Consider the following 17,018-nt stretch of genomic DNA (forward strand, 5'->3'; position numbering starts at 1 on the left):
TGGAGTGCGAGCCGGTGCGGTCCTCGAGCGTGGGGAAGGTGCCGTCGTTGACCATCTGGCACAGGTCGTCGGCGCACGACATGTACGCCACCTCGAGATTGGAGCGCATCTTGCGGCGCTGTACATCGGTGTCGCGGCCGAGCACGGCGATCACATCGTCGCCGACCCGCACCGGAATGGCCTCGCGGACGGCGTGCACCGGATGCGGGTGGTAGACGCCGGTGGCCTCGCTGTCGACGTCGACGCGCACGATATCGCCGCTGATCAGCGCGTCGAACACCTGATGGTGGTCATCGTGGGCGGCCAGGCCGCCGACCAGGTCCTCCGGGTGCACGGTGGGTGCGGTGGTCGGGCGGCACTGGGCGACGCATACCACATCCGCGCCGTCGGAGACCGGCCCGGCGCCGACCCAGAGCGTCAGGTCCGCGAACGACAGGTCGGCCAGCAATTGCCAGTCACCCACCACCCGCTGGAGATGATCGACGGCCGCACCCGGCAGATCCGTGTGCTCGGCCAGCAGCTCGCTCAGTGTCGACAATTTCAGCCACGCTCCTTCACCTGCGTCGGGAGTATGTTCCCACGCGGGCCCCGGGAAGGGATTGTCCGGGAAGGGGTTCGCTCAGGCGATGGTCGCGATGAGGTCGCCTTTCTGCAGCACCTGGCCGACCGTCACATCGATGGAGGCGACGGTGCCGTCGGACTCCACCACGACGGGGATCTCCATCTTCATGGACTCGAGCATGATGACCGGGTCGTTGACCTTCACCTTGTCGCCGACCGAGACCAGGATCTCCTGAACGGTCGACACCATCTCCGCGAGGACTTCCTCAGCCATGACACCCCTTGTCTCCGGTCGGCCTGTGATACCGCGGTACCGCTGCCGGTACAGCCAACCACACATGAAAGAATGGCCTTCAATCAGAAGGGAGACTACCGATGGGTAAGCGTGGACGTAAGAAGCGCAGCCGCCGCAAGAACGGCGCCAACCACGGCAAGCGGCCGAACGCCTGAGCCGGTAGGCTTGCGTTGAAAAGCATTGAGCGGCACAGTTTTCCAGCAGAGGAAAACGTGCCGCTCAGCTCTTTCCGGGGTCCGCGGGCGGGCTATTCGCCCGATTCGATCCGCCGCGTCTCCACCTGGGTGTAGGTCGTCCGGATCTCCATGGTGAGGCGCTGGCGCAGGGTGTCGGGGGCCTTGTCGCCGCCGCACTTGCGGTTGAGCAGGCTCTTGAGCTTCTCCTCCAGACCGTACTGTTCGATGCACGGGGAGCAGTGGTCCATATGGTGCTGGAGACGATCGCGGGTGGCCTGATCGCATTCGCCATCCAGGATCAGCCACACATCGGCGAGTACCGCCGAGCAGTCCAGGTCCATATCGTCGCTCACTGGGTTACCTCCTGACGCGCGCTACCCGATCGGTTGAATCCGCGTTCCCGCGCCACGTCGGCGAGCAGGCCCTTGAGTTGCTTGCGGCCGCGGTGCAGGCGGGACATCACGGTGCCGATCGGGGTACCCATGATCTCGGCGATTTCCTTGTAGGGGAAGCCCTCTACGTCCGCGTAGTAGACCGCCATCCGGAATTCCTCCGGAAGCTCCTGTAAAGCCCGCTTGATGTCGTCGTCCGGCAACGCCTCGAGCGCTTCCATCTCGGCCGAGCGCAGGCCCGTCGAGGTGTGCTCGGCGGTGGCGGCCAGCTGCCAGTCGGTGATCTCGTCGGTCGGATACTGCGCGGGCTGGCGCTGCTTCTTCCGATACGAGTTGATGTAGGTGTTGGTGAGGATGCGGTACAGCCAGGCACGCAGGTTGGTGCCCTCCCGGAAAGAGCGGAAACCCTGGTACGCCTTGGCGAAGGTCTCCTGCACCAGATCCTCGGCGTCGGCCGGATTGCGGGTCATGCGCAGGGCCGCGCCGTAGAGCTGGTCGAGCAGCGGGAGCGCGTCGCGCTCGAAGCGCGCGGCCAGATCGGCGTCGCTGGCGGTGCTGCGGACCGCGCCGGATTCCTCGTCGTTGTCGTCGGCGACCGCTGGGTCGTCGATGCCCTCGTTCATGGCCGTATCGTCATCGCCTGGGCGATCGACAGCCATTTCGTCGTCGCTCGTCACGCTCATCCCTTCGATCGCCGTAGCTTGTGAATCTACCGCGAGCGGGGTGAGCACCGCGAAACCGGCATCGGTCGCGGGGCGGGGAATGCGGATGAGCGGCACGGTCCCGGTCGAGCGGGCCTGCGCCGTCCGCGGGCGGGTGTCCACCAGAACGGTCACCTGGGCATCTCCTTCGCACACTCCGCCGACCGCGTGGCATCGGTCGCGCATGGCGTGCAACATGCCGGGTGGTCGCCGTGTTCCCGGGTGCGGAAAACCGGTGTCGCCGCCGGGGCGCGGCGTTCTAGGCTGACCGGCTATGGCCGCCGCTTCCACTCCCGCGATCCGCGCCCTGGTGCAGGCGCAGGTCGAGCACCGGGTGCACTCCTACCACCACGATCCGCGCAGCGATTCCTACGGCGCGGAGGCGGTGGCGGCGTTGGCCGAGGAGTTGGGCGTGCGCGCCGAGCAGATCTTCAAGACCCTGGTGATCGAGGTGGGCGCGGGTCTGGCGGTGGCGGTGCTGCCCGTGCCGAACACGCTGTCGCTGAAGGCGGTGGCCGCGGCGCTGGGCGGCGGTAAGGCCACCATGGCCGACAAGGCCAAGGCCGAGCGCACCACCGGCTATGTACTGGGCGGCATCTCGCCGCTGGGGCAGAAGAAGCGGCTGCCGACCGTGCTCGACAAGTCGGCGCTGATATGGGATCGGGTGCTGTGCAGCGCCGGTAAGCGCGGGCTGGAGATCGAGGTCGCACCGGAGGATCTGGTGCGCCTGACGGGAGCGGTCACCGCGTCCGTCACCGCGGGCTGACCCTTCCCCGTCGAACCGCCCGCGCCGGGTGGGCATGGATCTTCGCGCATATTTGTTTTCTACAACTAATTGTCTGATACAAATAGTTGTACAGCCCAAGCAAAGGAGGTGTGCCGAAACATGTCCGCATCCCCGGCTCCCGGCGTCCACGCGCCGTCAGCCGATATCCCCGAGGCGCTCATCGACGATGTCGCCCGGCAGCTCATCCGCCTGCACCGCCTGCGCGACCGCACCAACGCCCAGATCGCCGCGGCCAGCGACGGCGAGGTCGAACCGGCCGCCTTCGCCATCCTGTTCCAGCTGATCTGTGCGGGGCCGATGCGCTCGGGCGCGCTGGCCGAAACGCTCTACTCCGACGCCTCCACCGTCAGCCGACAGGTCGCCAACCTGGTCAAGCGCGGCTTCCTGGAACGCCGCGCCGACCCCACCGACGGACGCGTCAGCGTGCTGTCGGTCACCGACGCCGGACACGCGGCCGCGGCCGAGATCCGCGCCCGGCGCAACCAGTCGCTGCGGCTCATGCTGGCCGACTGGACCAGCGCCGACCGCGAGACCTTCGCCGCCCTGCTGCGGCGCTTCGTGGACGACTACGAGACCACCCGCAGCGCCCTGCTCACCAGCCTTTATCCGAACTCCCAAGCGGCAGAGAGACATCCGTGACAGCCACCACCGATACACCGAACTCCGCGGGTTTCACCCACAGACAGATCCTCACCATCGTCAGCGGACTCATGCTCGGCATGCTGCTGGGTGCGCTGGACCAGACCATCGTCTCCACCTCCATCCGCACCATCGCCGATGACCTGCAGGGGTATTCGCTCCAGGCGTGGGTGACCACCGCCTACCTGATCACCGCCACGCTGGCCACCCCGCTCTACGGCAAGCTCTCGGACATGTACGGGCGCAAGCCCTTCTACCTGGCCGCCATCACCCTGTTCATCGCGGGCTCGCTCATGTGCACCCTCGCCCAGTCGATGTACCAGCTCGCGGCGGCGCGGGCATTCCAGGGCCTGGGTGCGGGCGGGCTGATGTCGCTGGCGCTCACCATCCTCGGCGATATCGTCAGCCCCCGGGAACGCGCCCGCTACCAGGGCTACTTCCTGGCCGTCTTCGGCACCTCCAGCGTGGTGGGGCCGGTGCTGGGCGGCCTGATCTCCGGACAGAACGAGATCTTCGGCATCACCGGCTGGCGCTGGGTGTTCCTGGTGAACGTGCCGATCGGCCTGGTGGCGCTGGCCGTGGTGTCGCGGGTGCTGCGACTGCCCAAGGTGGAACGGTCCAAGGTGCCGGTCGACTGGTTCGGCGTGCTCATGCTCGCCATCGGCATCGTGCCGCTGCTGGTGGTGGCCGAGCAGGGCCGCGAATGGGGTTGGAGCAGCGGGGGTTCCCTGGCCTGCTACCTCATCGGCGCACTCGGCATCCTGGGCTTCATCGCGGTGGAGGCCCGGCAGGGCGATGCCGCGCTGATTCCGCTGCGCACCTTCAAGAACTCCACCTTCGCATTGGGTGTGGTGATCTCGTTCGTGGTCGGCATGGCCATGTTCGGCGGCATCACCCTGCTGCCGCAGTACCTCCAGGTGGTGCAGGGCTCGAGTCCGACGCTGGCGGGCATGCAGATGCTGCCCTTGGTGCTCGGCATGATGACGGCCTCGATCATCTCCGGCCAGCTCATCTCGCGCACCGGGCGCTACCGCTGGTTCCCGCCCATCGGCGCGGTGCTGGTGACGCTGGGCATGTTCCTGCTGCACCTCGTCTCGGCCGATACCGAGCTGTGGGTGGTCATGGTCTTCATGGCCATCACCGGTCTGGGCCTCGGCAATCTCATGCAGCCGCTGATGCTGGCCCTGCAGAACGCGCTGCCGCCGAAGGATATGGGCGTCTCCACCGCGGCGGCGACCTTCTTCCGGCAGATCGGCGGCACGCTCGGCGTGGCGGTCTTCCTGTCCATTCTGTTCTCGCAACTCACCCCGAACATCTCCGATGAGCTGCGGGCGGCGTCGGCGCGGCCGGAATTCCAGGCCGCGGTGATGGCCGGTGCGCGCAGCGACAATCCGGCCGACCGGGCGCTGGCCACCGGGCTGGCCCGGCAGGATCACTCGGCGGCGGGTGAGGTCATGCAGGACAGCTCGATCATCCAGCAGCTGGATCCGACCCTGGCCGCACCGTTCAAGGCCGGATTCGCCGACGCCATGGACACCGTGTTCCTGGTGGCCGCCGGGGTGTCGGTGATCGCGCTGCTGCTGGTGGCGTTCTGGAAGGAGGTGCCGCTGCGCACGGCGGGCGGCATCCAGGCGCGCACCGAGGACGAACGGGCCGAGGCGGAGGTCGCGGCGGCGGCGAAGACCATCGCCTAGTCGTGGCCGAGTCCATGGTGTCAGCCGGGTCCATGGTGTCAGCCGAGTCCGGGGCGTAATACGACGCGTCCGGCGCGGATCCTCGGGTTCGCGCCGGATGTGTGCGTTACTTGAGGACGCGCTCGCAGTTCCGCAGTTCACCGACAACAGTCGTTCGACCCGAGGATGTGATGCGGTATGTCCCCCCGTCAGCGTGTACGCACCGTCGGGATCGCCGTCTGTGGCGCGGCGGTCCTCATCGTGGGTCCCGGATTGGCGACCGCCGCCACCGCGCATGCGGCGCCCGGGCTGGTGCTGACCGCCCCGGCGAATCCGAACTACCCGCTCGGCAGCGATCCCGGCCCGTCCGGGGAGCCGAAGAAGGACAAGAACATCGAGAAGGCCGAGAACCTGGGCGGCGGCTTGGCCACCAAGGTCATCGACACCATCGCGGGCGTGGCCAAATGCGGCATCTCCTTCGCGCTGGACTCGGTCAAGTGCAAAGTCTGAGCTGTGTCTGATTTGCCTCCGCTTCGCTCCCCCGCTCCACTCGGTCCAGAATCGAGCCGGGCCGCGAACACCCCGTGCCAGTCGTGAACAGCGGCGGGCACTCTTGTTACACGCTCGGTTACATCAGGCTGATCTGGCCTGCCTGTTCGCCGACCTTGCCCAGCAGTTCCGGGCCGTTGTTCTTGACACTGTTCACCAGCATCGGCACCGGGCGCGCGATAATGTCCGCGATGTCTTGCGGGGCAGGCGTTTCCAGGAGTTCCGCGGGGGCCGGATGGTCCGGGTCCAGCCAGGCGTCCCAGTGCTCGCGCGGCATGGGCAGCGGCATGCGGTCGTGGATCTCGGTGAGGTCGCCGACCGCGTCGGTGGTCAGGATGGTGCAGGAGAGCAGTGGTTCGGAATCCCGCACCTCGCGGTCGCGCCAGACCGACCACAGGCCCGCCATGTAGAGCCGCTCACCGTCGGCACGCGACATGAAGAAGGGCCGCTTCACGGCCTTGCCCTGCTCGTCCACGTCGGTGACCCACTCGTACCAGCCGTCCATGGGCACCAGGCAGCGGCGCTTCTTCACCGCGTCGCGGAACGAGGCGGTGGTGGCGGCCTTGTCGGCACGGGCGTTGAACAGCGGCTTGCCCTTGGCGGGCACGCCCGGCTCGGCGGCCTTGGTCCACGGCGGGATCAGGCCCCAGCGCATCATCCGGACGCGTAGCCGGGCGGCTTCCTCCGGATGCTCGCGGTCGTGCCGCTCCACCACCGTGACCACCTGATTCGTGGGGGCCACGTTGTAGTTGGGGGTCCCGGTGTCGTCGGTTTCGTCGATGGCGTCGAGCTCGACGGCCAGCGACGCCGGATTCGTCGTGGTCGCGTACCTACCGCACATGTGGACCATGCTGCCATCGGGCACCGACAACCGCCCGGTTCGCGGCCCGGCTCGGTTCTGGACCGAGCGGAGCGGGGGAGCGAAGCGGAGGGAGGGAAGAACCGAGCTTGCAGGGCCGCGAACACGCCGGAGCGGAGCGGAGGCAAATTCCAAACTGATGGCAATTGACTTCAGTTGGCGGGTGTGAGACGTTCTCCCCATCACATTCTCACCAAGGGATCGCCGCACATGTCTACCACCGAAACCGCCGTCACCGAGCGGGACGAATCACTGACATCCGTCAACCCGGCCACCGGCGAAACGCTGGCCACGTACCGGATCGACGATGAGGACGCCGTGCGGGCTGCGGTCGCCAAGGCCCGTACCGCCGCCGCCACCTGGGGCGCGCTCTCCTACGACGAGCGCAAGAAGCACCTGCTGCGCTGGACCAGCAAGCTGGTCGAGAAGTCCGATGCGTTGTGCGAGCTCATCCACGCCGAGAACGGCAAGCCGCGCGACGACGCCTTCCTCGAACTCATGCTGGCGCTGGAGCACATCTCCTGGGCGGCCAAGAACGCCGAGAAGGTGCTCAAGGCCAAGAAGGTCTCCCCCGGCGCGCTGATGGCGAACTTCGCCGCGCATCTGGAACAGCGCCCGCTCGGCGTGATCGGTGTCATCGGCCCGTGGAACTACCCGGTCTACACCCCGAACGGCTCCATCGCGTACGCGCTGGCGGCCGGAAACGCGGTGGTGTTCAAGCCGAGTGAGTTCTCCACCGGCATCGGCAATTTCTTCGCCGCCGCCTTCGCCGAGGCCAATCCGGAACTGCCGGACGGTGTTTTCACCACGGTCAACGGCTTCGGCGCGACGGGTGCGGCCCTGGTGCGGGCCGGAGTCGACAAGATCGCCTTCACCGGTTCCACCGCCACCGGCAAGAAGATCATGGCCGCGGCGGCCGAAACGCTGACCCCGGTGCTGCTGGAGTGCGGCGGCAAGGACGCGGTGATCGTGGCCGCCGACGCCGACATCAAGGCCGCCGCCGACGCGGTGGCCTGGGGCGCGACCGCCAACAGCGGCCAGACCTGCGCCGGTGTCGAGCGCGTGTACGTGGACAAGTCCGTCGCCGACGAGTTCGTCGCCGAGGTGAAGCGCATTCTCACCGATATCAAGCCCGGCTCCGACGACAAGGCGTCCTACGGGCCGATGACCATGCCGGCGCAGGTCGACATCGTGCGCCGCCATATCGAGGACGCGCTGAAGAACGGCGGCAAGGCCGTGCTCGGCGGGCCGGAGTCGGTGCAGGGTCCCTACATCGCCCCGGTCGTCATCGTGGACGCCGACGAATCCTCCGACGCCGTGTGCGAGGAGACCTTCGGCCCGACCGTCACCATCAAGACGGTCAACGGCGTCGACGAGGCCATCAAGCTCGCCAACAACAACAAGTACGGCCTGGGCTCGGCGGTCTACTCAAAGAAGCAGGGCCTCGAGATCGCCCGCCGCCTCTCCGTGGGCTGCACCTCGGTGAACTCGGTGCTCGGCTTCGCCGCCATCGCCGCCCTGCCCTTCGGCGGCGTCGGCGATTCGGGCATCGGCCGCATCCACGGCGCGCCCGGCATGCTGGAATTCACCCGCCCGCACTCCATCGCGGTGCAGCGCTTCACGATTCCCGGCATGGCCCTGCTCTCCTACAGTCGCACCGACCGCACCATGAAGCTCCTCCGCAAGCTGGTCCCCTTCCTCCACGGCCGCCACAAGTAGAGCCCGGCACCGACAACCGAGTCCGGTCCCCGTGCGGGACCGGACTCGCCGGGTATCCGCAGGACGGCGACCGCCCCATCACTCCCCGCGACAACTGGTCTCGCAACGTTCGGGGCAACGCACCGGGTGCGCCCGGAGTCGAACCACCACCCCAACCCCCGGTCCGCGTCCACAACCGCCGACGACGCTCCGTCGTGCGCCGAATACGCGGAGAGGCGGAGAAGCTCTCCGCCGCGTGCCGAGTACGCCGCGTGCCGAGTACTCGGAGAGTCGGACGGTGGCGGTAGTGAGAGTATTGGTGGGTGACTTTCTGGCCCGCGCCCCATGTCGATGTCCCCGTACACGCGACCGTGACCCTGCCCGGATCGAAATCCATCACCAATCGCGCCCTGATCCTCGCCGCGCTGGCGGATCGGCCGTCCACCATCACCGGCGCGCTGCGCAGCCGGGACACCAACCTCATGATCGACGCGCTGCGGGCCCTGGGCGTGGCGGTCGAAGGGGATGCCGACACGCTGGCGGTGACGCCCGCCGCCGAGCTCGGCGCCGCGACGGTGGACTGCGGACTGGCGGGGACGATCATGCGGTTCCTGCCGCCGGTGGCGGCGCTGGCGCGCGGCGACGTGGCCTTCGACGGGGACGAGCAGGCCCGGGTCCGGCCGCTGGGGACGATCCTGGACGCGCTGCGCACGCTGGGTGTCGATATCGACGGCAGCGCACTGCCTTTCGTGGTGCACGGCACCGGGGCGCTGCGCGGCGGCCCGGTCACCATCGACGCGTCGGGTTCCTCGCAGTTCGTCTCGGGGCTGCTGCTGTCGGCGGCGCGGTTCGAGCAGGGCATCACGGTGAACCACCAGGGTGCGCCGCTGCCGTCCATGCCGCATATCGAGATGACGGTGCAGATGCTGCGGCAGGCCGATGTGCGGGTGGACGCGCCCGAGGATCCGCGCCGACCGCAGACCTGGACGGTGTGGCCCGGACCGATTCGCGCGGTGGACTGGGAGGTGGAGCCGGATCTGTCCAATGCCACCCCGTTCCTGGCGGCGGCCGCGGTGACCGGCGGCGAGGTGAGCATTCCGCACTGGCCGCGGCTCACCACCCAGCCGGGTGACGTGATCCGCGAGATTCTGGTGCGGATGGGGGCGGAGGCCCGCTTCTACGACAGCACCCTGATCGTGCGCGGCCCGGATCGGCTGGCGGGCATCGATATCGACCTGCACGATGTAGGCGAGCTGACCCCGACGGTGGCGGCGCTGGCCGCGCTGGCGGATTCGTCGTCGCGGCTGCGCGGCATCGCGCATCTGCGCGGCCACGAGACCGACCGGCTCGCGGCGCTGTCGACCGAGATCAACCGGCTCGGCGGCAAGGTCACCGAGACCGAGGACGGCCTGATCATCGATCCGACCCCGCTCTCCGGCGGCATCTGGCATTCCTATGCCGATCACCGGATGGCCACGGCCGGAGCGATTCTCGGCCTGGCGGTGCCCGGCATCGAGATCGAGGACATCGGCACCACCGCCAAGACCCTGCCGAACTTCGTGCCCCTCTGGGAGGGCATGCTGGCCGATTCGGGAGTGGTCCGCTGAGGCGGCGCGAGTACGACGAATCCGATGTCCGGGTGCGCCCGGGCAGGGGTTCCCGTCCCCGCACCAAGACGCGGCCCCGGCATCTGGACGCCGCACCGGCCATGGTCGTCTCGGTCGACCGCGGCCGGTGGGGCTGTGTCCTGGACGGCGATCCGGACCGACCCATCGTGGCCATGCGCGCCCGCGAACTCGGGCGCACCCCGATCGTGGTCGGCGATCAGGTGGAGGTGGTCGGCGATCTCTCCGGCAAACCGGACACCCTGGCACGCATCGTGCGGGTGGCCGACCGCTCGACGGTGCTGCGCCGCACCGCCGACGACACCGATCCGTTCGAGCGCGTCGTGGTGGCCAATGCCGAACAGCTGTTCATCGTGGTGGCACTGGCCGATCCGCCGCCCCGCACCGGATTCGTGGAACGCGCCATGGTGGCCGCGTTTGTCGGTGGGCTGCAACCGATTCTGTGCCTCACCAAACACGATCTGGTGGCCGAATCCGAATTCGCCTCGGCCTTCCGGGATCTGGATCTCGCCATCGTCTACGGCGGCATCGAGGATCCGGTCGAACCGGTGCGGGAGCTGCTGCACGACAAGCTCACCGCCTTCATCGGCCATTCCGGCGTGGGGAAGTCCACGCTGGTGAATCGCCTTGTCCCCGACGCGGATCGGGCCACGGGCGAGGTGTCCGGGGTGGGCAAGGGCCGCCACACCTCCACCCAGTCGGTGGCGCTACCGCTGCCCGACGGGGGCTGGGTCGTCGACACCCCGGGTGTGCGCTCCTTCGGCCTGGCCCACATCACGCCCGACGATGTGATCAAGGCGTTCTCGGATCTCTCCGAGGCCATCGAGGACTGCCCGCGCGGCTGCACCCACCTCGGCCCGCCCGCCGATCCGGAATGCGCCCTGGATCAACTGCCCGGCACGGAGCGCCGGGTGGCCGCCATCCGGCTGCTGCTCACCGCGCTCAACTCCAACGATCCCTGGTTCCGCGGTCAGTCCGGCTGAATCGGTCGGGCGAGCCGAATCGAACACAGGTGCTGTCGGTCGCGCGTGCTGTCGAGCGCGCGTGCTGTCGAGCGCGGATGCTATCGGTCGCGAGTCGTTTCGATACCGGCGAGCAGCCAGCGCAGCGCCTGGGTGAAGGTCTCGTCGGATACCGAGGCGGGGTCCAGCCGCCGCTGTTGCACCAACCCGCGGAACAGGGCGAAGACAATGGTGGCGAGCATATCGGCGGGTACCGCGTCCTGGAGGCCGCGCGCGCCGAGTTCGCCGGTCAGCAGGGCGGTCAGCCCGTCGAGCGGGCGGCGCAGCCGGGCGGCGAGGGCGTCCATGGCATCCGGATTGCGGATGGCGTAGAGCCAGAACTCGGCCTGCAAGGGGGCCCAGTCGCGGTCCTTGTCGGCCACGTCGACCAGCAGCTTCCCCAGGGCGGCAAGCGGATTCGTATCGTCGCCGTCGGCGAGCAGGTGCGCGGCCTGCTGGACGCGGCCCCCGGCGCGGCTGGAGAGCAGTTCGGTGAAGAGTTTGTCCTTGCTGCCGAAGTTCGAATAGACCGCGCCGATCGAATAGCCCGCCGTCTCGGCGATCTCCTCCACGGACGCTCCCGCGAAACCCTTGCGCGCGAACACCTGTTCCGCCGCGTCGAGCAGTAGTTCTCGGGTGCGGGCCTTGGCGTCCGCGCGGCTCAGGCGCTTCCGTGCTACGTTGGCGTCGTCATTCACATAGTGAACGCTATTCGAGTAGCAGTGGCTATTCAAGCAAGGAATGCGCCATGTCCGCACACAGCTCCGAACCGTCCGTGACCACCAACCGGCTGGATCGCCGCCGCATGCTCGCCATGCTGGCCGCCGCCCCTGCCGCGGTGCCGATACTGCGGGGCGCGCTCGCACCCGCGGCGCAGGCGGCACCGCCGGACCGGCCCAACATCCTGGTGGTCATGACCGACCAGGAACGAGCGGATGTGGTTCTACCCCAGGGGTTCACGCTGCCCGCCAGCGACCGGCTGACAGCCCGGGGCGTGCGATTCGCCATGCACCACACCCCCACCGCTCCGTGCTCGCCCGCGCGCTCGGCCGTCTTCACCGGACTGCACGCCCCGGCGAGCGGCGTCAAAGACAATGTGCAGGGTAGCGAGGATCTGCTGGGTGCCGTGCTCGGCGCGGTGCAGACCTGGAATCCCGATCTCGACACCGCCATCCCCACCCTCGGCACCCTACTCCGAGATGCCGGCTACCACACCGCGTACATCGGCAAATGGCATCTCTCCGGCTCCGTGGGACCGGAGCCGACGGCCTTGGCCGCGTACGGTTTCGACGAGGCCATCGACATCCTGGACGGTGGCGGCCCGAACGCGGGCCTGCACGAGGATCCGGTGGTCGTCGCGCACGCCACCGACTGGCTGCACCGGCACGGCGGCGACAGCACGCCCTGGCTGTGCGTGGTGAGCATGGTGAATCCGCACGACATGATGTTCTGCCCGCGCTTCTACCGCCTCGAGGACGTGCCGGACCACGGCGCGGAGGTGCCGCCCAATTTCGAATCCGACCTCTCCACCAAACCGCGCGTACAGAGCACCTGGCGCACACTCAACGACGTGGTGGGCGGGGTGATGCCGACCGAGGTGGACTCCCCCGCCGCCCGGCTGCAGTGGCGGCGATGGGGTAACTGGTACCTCGAATTGCTGCGCCGCACCGACGAATTGACCGGACGGGTGCTCGACGCCCTGGACGGGGCCGGGTCCGCGGCCGACACCGTGGTGGTGCGGGTGGCCGACCACGGCGAGCTCGGCGGCGCACACGGGCTGCGCCAGAAGGGCGCGATGATCTACCGCGAGAACAACCGCGTACCACTGGTCATCGCCGATCCGCGTCGTTCCGCCACGCACGGCAGCACCACGCAGGCGCTGTCCTCCCATGTCGATCTGGTGCCGACGCTGGCGGCGCTGGCCGGAATCGGCGGCGCGGCAACGGGACCCGGCCACGATCTGTCCCCGCTGCTGGCCGATCCGTCCGGTACCGTGCGCGAGGCACTGCTGCTCACCTCGGACGCGAAATCCAGTGGCGGACAACCACCCGGCAGCAGGTACTGCCTGCGCGGCACGGTGACGCCGCGCTACAGCTTCGCCCGCTACTCCACCCCCGAGCGGATCGACGGCCCGCGCGGCGAATTCGAGTACGAGCTCTACGACCGCGTGACCGATCCGCTGGAGCTGCGCAATCTCGCTCACGGCGGCGGCGCTTCCGCACTGGTCGAGGAAATGAACGATCTCGTGGACTCGCTCATCGCCCGGGAGCTGCGTCGGCACACGCCCTGACGAACCCCGAGGAAAAAGATATTCCTTGACAAGAATATTCTCTCCAGTGAATACTTCAGGGCATGGATCGGATCGCATCGGTACTCGGGGACGCGGCCCGCTGGCGCATGGTCGAACTCCTGGCCGAGCGGCCGCGATCCGTCGGTGAGCTGGCTCAGCTGACCGGTCTGCGGCAGCCGCAGACCACCAAACACCTGCAAACCCTCGCCCGCGCGGGTCTCGTCACGGTGTTCCCGCTCGGGCAGCGGCGCGTCTACGCGCTGGAGACATCGCCGCTGCACGACCTGGCACAGCGGCTGCGGGAACTGGCCGATACCGCGGCGGCGCATGCCGACGAACGCGACGCACTGGCGCACTACCGCGCCGCGATCGATACGGAAACCCGTGCCGCGCAGCGGGATCGGTGGGCCGACGGGCGCGACTTCCGCTTCGAACGCACCCTGGCCGCGCCCCGCGACCTGGTCTGGCGGTACTGGACCGACGCGGCGCTGCTCGGCTCCTGGTGGTCGCCGCCGTCCTTGCGCGTCGCCGCATGCGTGCTCGACGCGGAGCCGGGCGGCCGCGTCGTCCTCGACTACCGCGATGCCGAGGGCACGCACTACCGCTCCGCGGGCCGGGTCGAGGCCGCGACCGCGCCCGAGCACCTCGTCTTCGACCTGTCCGTCCTGGACGCGAGCGGAGCCGTCTCCTTCACCGGCCACTACGACCTGACGCTGACCGAGGTCGCGGACGGCACCCGCCTGCGGCTCCACCTCACCCTCACCGATACGGCCGTCGCAGCCGCCCCCTACGTAGCCGGGATCGAAACCGGCTGGAACCAGGTGCTCGGCAGGCTCGCCGACACCATCGCCACTCAACCCACGCAGGAAGTACAGCCATGAGCACTCGCACCGTCACCGCCAACATCAGCCTGACCCTCGACGGACGCTACAACGGCCCCGGCGGCCCCGGCGATCTGAGCGCGATCGTCCCCTACGCGGGCACCGACGTCTCCCGCGACCAGATGTCGCGCATGTGCGAGAACGCCACCACGGCGGTGCTCGGACGGGGCAGCGCCGAGGGCTTCCTGGGCTATTGGCCCTCGGTCGCCGCCGCCGAGAACGCCGATCCGCGCGACCGCGGCTACGCCAAATGGCTGGTCGACACCGACAAGGTCGTCCTCTCCAGCACGCTGGGCGAAGCGCCGTGGGAACGCACCCGCGTGCGGAACGCCCCGACCGCCGACGTAATCGCGGAACTGAAGGCCGAAGGCACCGGCGACATTCTCGTCAACACCAGCCCGAGCGTGATCAAGCCGCTGCTCACCGCGGACCTGCTCGACCGGCTGTACCTGGTGATCTGCCCGGAGATCGCCGGGGGCGGGCAGCGGCTGTTCGAGGACGGACTGCCGTCGTCGAAGTGGGCGCTGACCTTCCAGGAGACCGGCGAATCGGGTGTCATGGCGGTGGTCTACGACCGCGTGCGCGACTAGGACTCCCGCCTCACTTCGTGATGTATCGGAGCGTCGATTCCCCACCGACCGTCGCCGTCGTGGTGCCGCGCGGCCGCAGCGCCGCGGCGACGAGATAGCCGCCTCCTGCCACCGCGAGTGCCCAGTACAGGTTCGCCCCCTCGAAGAAGAGTGCGGCCGAGGCAATCACCGCGAGCCACGCGCCGAGAGTGAACTGCGGCATGTCGTGGTAGGCGACTCCACCAGCGAGATAGATCATCCCGACGACGAGTCCGGAACCGCTGGGCCACAACAGTGTTTGCACCTGATCGGGGTCCATCACAGCACTCAGGGCTGTGATGAGAAGATACAGCGCGACGAAACCGATCAGCCACGAAGCGGCCAGCATGTAGCCGACGACAGCTTCGCGGCCACGAGCACCACGCTGCGCCCGGATCATGACCACCACCGTGATGATCGAGGCGGTCGACATTCCCGCGATCAGGAGTACCGGGCCGGTGGCGGCAGGTATCCCCAGCATGGGATCGTCACCGTGGGTCAGCGCGTACGCACCGTACCCGAGTAACCAGGCGAGTCCGAAACCCACATACGAGGCTCTATTGTTCGGGACGGCACTCGCGGCGTTCATTGCGCGTGGACTGGTCGGGCTCATGTCGGATCCTCCTTGACGACAGGAGAAGTAGAACCTGGCCACGCCTTCGGATTCCATGGGTTGAGAGTCAACTCACCCCGGCGCAGGCCGGACCCGTAGGCGCAAAGCCGTACCGCTACAGCGGATATCGCGCTCGTCACAGGATAGCCCGGTCGCTGAAGCGGTAGGGTCGGTCGGATCGGAAGCCGTATCGACGGTGGGCGGGGATGGTCCGGCAAGCTCATGTCCGCGACCTCGCCACCGCAGAGGCCGCACTCGCAGTGTCGTCCGCCGGGGCCGTGGCGGCCAGTGCCTGCGAGAAGGCTTGCAGGCGTGCCGTTTCGCGGTCGCGGTGCCAGATCAGGCCGAGCCGGGACGGCGGCAGGCCGGTGACCGGGACGAAGCGGACGGGACGGCGGCCGTGGTACTCGGCCGTGGGATCGCACAGCAGCAGCGCGCCGCGCCCGGCCGCCACCAGGGCCAAGCCCTCCTCGAGGGTGCCGACCGTCGGCCCCGCGGGAATCGGACGGCCGGTCGGCGTGGTGGCCGGGGCCTGTGCCGCACGCCAGTACTCCGGGGCCGGGCCGCGCACGCCGATCAACGCGGTTGCGGCCAGGTCCTCGGCCGTGACGCGGGAGCGGCGGGCGAAGCGGTGGCCGCTGGGCACCGCCACCGACACCGGCTGCGGGGAGAACACCCGCGCCAGCACGATATCGGGCTCGCGCACCGGAAGCAGGACCACCGCGGCATCGACCTGGTGCCGGTGCACCGCGCCGAAGGGGTCCGACAGCGCGATCTCGGTGAGCTCGATGGCGCAGTCCGGATAGCGAGTGGTGAACAGCGCGATGGCGCTGGTCAGATGCTCGTTGCTCGCGCCCTGGAAGCCGAGGCGCACCGTACCCGATACGCCGCGGGCGGCGGCGCGGACGGTGTCGAGGGCGGTGTGCAGGGCCGTGTACGCGGGCCGCAGCTCGGCCAGGAACGCGACGCCCAGCGGTGTCAGCCGCACCCGGCGGCTGGTGCGTTCCACCAGGGTGGCCCCGACCCGCTGCTCGAGCGAACGCAGCAGTTGGCTCACCCGGCTCTGCGACAGGTAGAGCCGCTCCCCGGCGCGGCCGAAGTGCAATTCGTCGGCCAGGGCCAGGAATGCCTCGAGTTCACGAATGTCCAGGCTGCCCATACGTCCTCCGACACACACCGACGGTTCATTAGCCCGGCTCATGGAACCATGAGGACTCCGCCGTTGTTCCCGGCCGTCGCGGGCAGTTGGCTGGACTCCATGGAACATGTCGAGGAAGTCGCGAATACGGCTGTACCCCAGCGGCATTCAGCAGGACCCCGACGGTGGGCCGGGGTGACGGCACTGGCCGGGGGCACCTTCACGGTGGTCACCTCGGAGATGCTGCCGGTGGGACTGCTGACGCCGATGAGCGAGGCGCTGCGCATCAGCACCGGCACCGCCGGACTGTCGCTGACCGTGACCGGGCTGGTCGCCGCCATCTCGGCGCCGCTGCTGACCGCGTGGGGCGGACGGTTCGATCGGCGCACCATGCTGGCGGTGCTCATGACGGTGGTACTGCTGGGCAATCTGGGCACCGCGTGGGCCCCGGGCCCGGTCGCGCTGATCGTGGCACGCGTGCTGGTGGGCATCGGCATGGGCGGGGTCTGGGCGATCGCGGCGGGGCTGGCCG

General features: G+C 68.8%; 19 protein-coding genes. 11 read left to right on the plus strand and 8 right to left on the minus strand.

Annotated features, from left to right (window positions below; translation table 11 throughout):
- The 4 genes from QK444_RS15590 to QK444_RS15605 form a co-directional block, all read right to left on the minus strand.
- Window positions 1–538 (minus strand): histidine kinase N-terminal domain-containing protein (locus QK444_RS15590; protein ID WP_282780977.1); only part of this gene is annotated, 538 nt, incomplete at its 3' end.
- An 81-nt stretch (window positions 539–619) separates the two neighbouring features.
- Window positions 620–835: a biotin/lipoyl-binding carrier protein gene (locus QK444_RS15595; protein ID WP_029931608.1), complete on the minus strand. Its 216-nt coding sequence runs from the start codon at window positions 833–835 to the stop codon at window positions 620–622.
- A 268-nt stretch (window positions 836–1,103) separates the two neighbouring features.
- Window positions 1,104–1,373, minus strand: a complete 270-nt coding sequence (gene rsrA, locus QK444_RS15600; RefSeq protein WP_282781008.1) for a mycothiol system anti-sigma-R factor — start codon at window positions 1,371–1,373, stop codon at window positions 1,104–1,106.
- 8 nt (window positions 1,374–1,381) lie between these two features.
- A complete protein-coding gene (locus tag QK444_RS15605; protein ID WP_282781011.1) occupies window positions 1,382–2,107 on the minus strand; it encodes a sigma-70 family RNA polymerase sigma factor in 726 nt (241 codons plus the stop codon).
- Between the two features lie 292 nt (window positions 2,108–2,399).
- On the opposite strand from QK444_RS15605, the gene ybaK reads away from it, so the two are divergent.
- The 4 genes from ybaK (at window position 2,400) to QK444_RS15625 (ending at window position 5,734) form a co-directional block, all read left to right on the plus strand.
- Window positions 2,400–2,891, plus strand: coding sequence for a Cys-tRNA(Pro) deacylase (gene ybaK, locus QK444_RS15610; RefSeq protein WP_282780979.1), 492 nt, complete (start codon window positions 2,400–2,402; stop codon window positions 2,889–2,891).
- 120 nt (window positions 2,892–3,011) lie between these two features.
- Window positions 3,012–3,551 carry a MarR family transcriptional regulator gene (locus tag QK444_RS15615; RefSeq protein ID WP_282780981.1) on the plus strand — a complete coding sequence of 180 codons (540 nt, stop codon included), beginning with the start codon at window positions 3,012–3,014 and terminating at the stop codon, window positions 3,549–3,551.
- Window positions 3,548–5,245: an MDR family MFS transporter gene (locus QK444_RS15620; RefSeq protein WP_282780983.1), complete on the plus strand. Its 1,698-nt coding sequence runs from the start codon at window positions 3,548–3,550 to the stop codon at window positions 5,243–5,245. The genes QK444_RS15615 and QK444_RS15620 overlap by 4 nt, the downstream gene beginning before the upstream one ends.
- Before the next feature lie 177 nt (window positions 5,246–5,422).
- Window positions 5,423–5,734, plus strand: a complete 312-nt coding sequence (locus tag QK444_RS15625; RefSeq protein ID WP_282780985.1) for a hypothetical protein — start codon at window positions 5,423–5,425, stop codon at window positions 5,732–5,734.
- 118 nt (window positions 5,735–5,852) lie between these two features.
- Here QK444_RS15625 and QK444_RS15630 read toward each other — a convergent pair whose 3' ends face one another.
- Window positions 5,853–6,614, minus strand: coding sequence for an SOS response-associated peptidase (locus tag QK444_RS15630; RefSeq protein WP_282780987.1), 762 nt, complete (start codon window positions 6,612–6,614; stop codon window positions 5,853–5,855).
- A 228-nt stretch (window positions 6,615–6,842) separates the two neighbouring features.
- Between QK444_RS15630 and QK444_RS15635 the strand changes: the two genes are divergently transcribed.
- The 3 genes from QK444_RS15635 to rsgA all read left to right on the plus strand — a co-directional run bounded on the left by QK444_RS15635 (window position 6,843) and on the right by rsgA (window position 10,938).
- Window positions 6,843–8,351, plus strand: coding sequence for an aldehyde dehydrogenase family protein (locus QK444_RS15635; RefSeq protein WP_282780989.1), 1,509 nt, complete (start codon window positions 6,843–6,845; stop codon window positions 8,349–8,351).
- 302 nt (window positions 8,352–8,653) lie between these two features.
- Window positions 8,654–9,937, plus strand: coding sequence for a 3-phosphoshikimate 1-carboxyvinyltransferase (gene aroA / locus QK444_RS15640; protein WP_282780992.1), 1,284 nt, complete (start codon window positions 8,654–8,656; stop codon window positions 9,935–9,937).
- A complete protein-coding gene (gene rsgA / locus QK444_RS15645) occupies window positions 9,934–10,938 on the plus strand; it encodes a ribosome small subunit-dependent GTPase A (RefSeq protein ID WP_282781013.1) in 1,005 nt (334 codons plus the stop codon). The genes aroA and rsgA overlap by 4 nt, the downstream gene beginning before the upstream one ends.
- Before the next feature lie 80 nt (window positions 10,939–11,018).
- Here the strand turns inward: rsgA and QK444_RS15650 are convergent, their stop codons facing one another.
- On the minus strand, window positions 11,019–11,654 hold the full coding sequence (locus QK444_RS15650; protein ID WP_282780994.1) for a TetR/AcrR family transcriptional regulator: 636 nt from the start codon (window positions 11,652–11,654) through the stop codon (window positions 11,019–11,021).
- Between the two features lie 50 nt (window positions 11,655–11,704).
- Here QK444_RS15650 and QK444_RS15655 point away from each other — a divergent pair, with 50 nt between their 5' ends.
- The 3 genes from QK444_RS15655 (at window position 11,705) to QK444_RS15665 (ending at window position 14,717) form a co-directional block, all read left to right on the plus strand.
- Window positions 11,705–13,246, plus strand: a complete 1,542-nt coding sequence (locus tag QK444_RS15655) for a sulfatase-like hydrolase/transferase (protein WP_282780996.1) — start codon at window positions 11,705–11,707, stop codon at window positions 13,244–13,246.
- Window positions 13,247–13,308: 62 nt separating this feature from the next.
- Window positions 13,309–14,127 carry a metalloregulator ArsR/SmtB family transcription factor gene (locus QK444_RS15660; protein ID WP_282780998.1) on the plus strand — a complete coding sequence of 273 codons (819 nt, stop codon included), beginning with the start codon at window positions 13,309–13,311 and terminating at the stop codon, window positions 14,125–14,127.
- On the plus strand, window positions 14,124–14,717 hold the full coding sequence (locus QK444_RS15665; RefSeq protein WP_282781000.1) for a dihydrofolate reductase family protein: 594 nt from the start codon (window positions 14,124–14,126) through the stop codon (window positions 14,715–14,717). Before QK444_RS15660 ends, QK444_RS15665 begins: the two co-directional genes overlap by 4 nt.
- A 10-nt stretch (window positions 14,718–14,727) precedes the next feature.
- Here QK444_RS15665 and QK444_RS15670 read toward each other — a convergent pair whose 3' ends face one another.
- Window positions 14,728–15,405, minus strand: coding sequence for an ABC transporter permease (locus QK444_RS15670; protein ID WP_282781002.1), 678 nt, complete (start codon window positions 15,403–15,405; stop codon window positions 14,728–14,730).
- Between the two features lie 163 nt (window positions 15,406–15,568).
- Window positions 15,569–16,507: a LysR family transcriptional regulator gene (locus QK444_RS15675; RefSeq protein ID WP_282781004.1), complete on the minus strand. Its 939-nt coding sequence runs from the start codon at window positions 16,505–16,507 to the stop codon at window positions 15,569–15,571.
- A 48-nt stretch (window positions 16,508–16,555) separates the two neighbouring features.
- On the opposite strand from QK444_RS15675, the gene QK444_RS15680 reads away from it, so the two are divergent.
- Window positions 16,556–17,018 (plus strand): MFS transporter (locus QK444_RS15680; RefSeq protein ID WP_282781006.1); only part of this gene is annotated, 463 nt, incomplete at its 3' end.

It is taken from the genome of Nocardia sp. CC201C (genome assembly GCF_030010695.1).
Taxonomy (GTDB): Bacteria; Actinomycetota; Actinomycetes; order Mycobacteriales; family Mycobacteriaceae; genus Nocardia; species Nocardia otitidiscaviarum.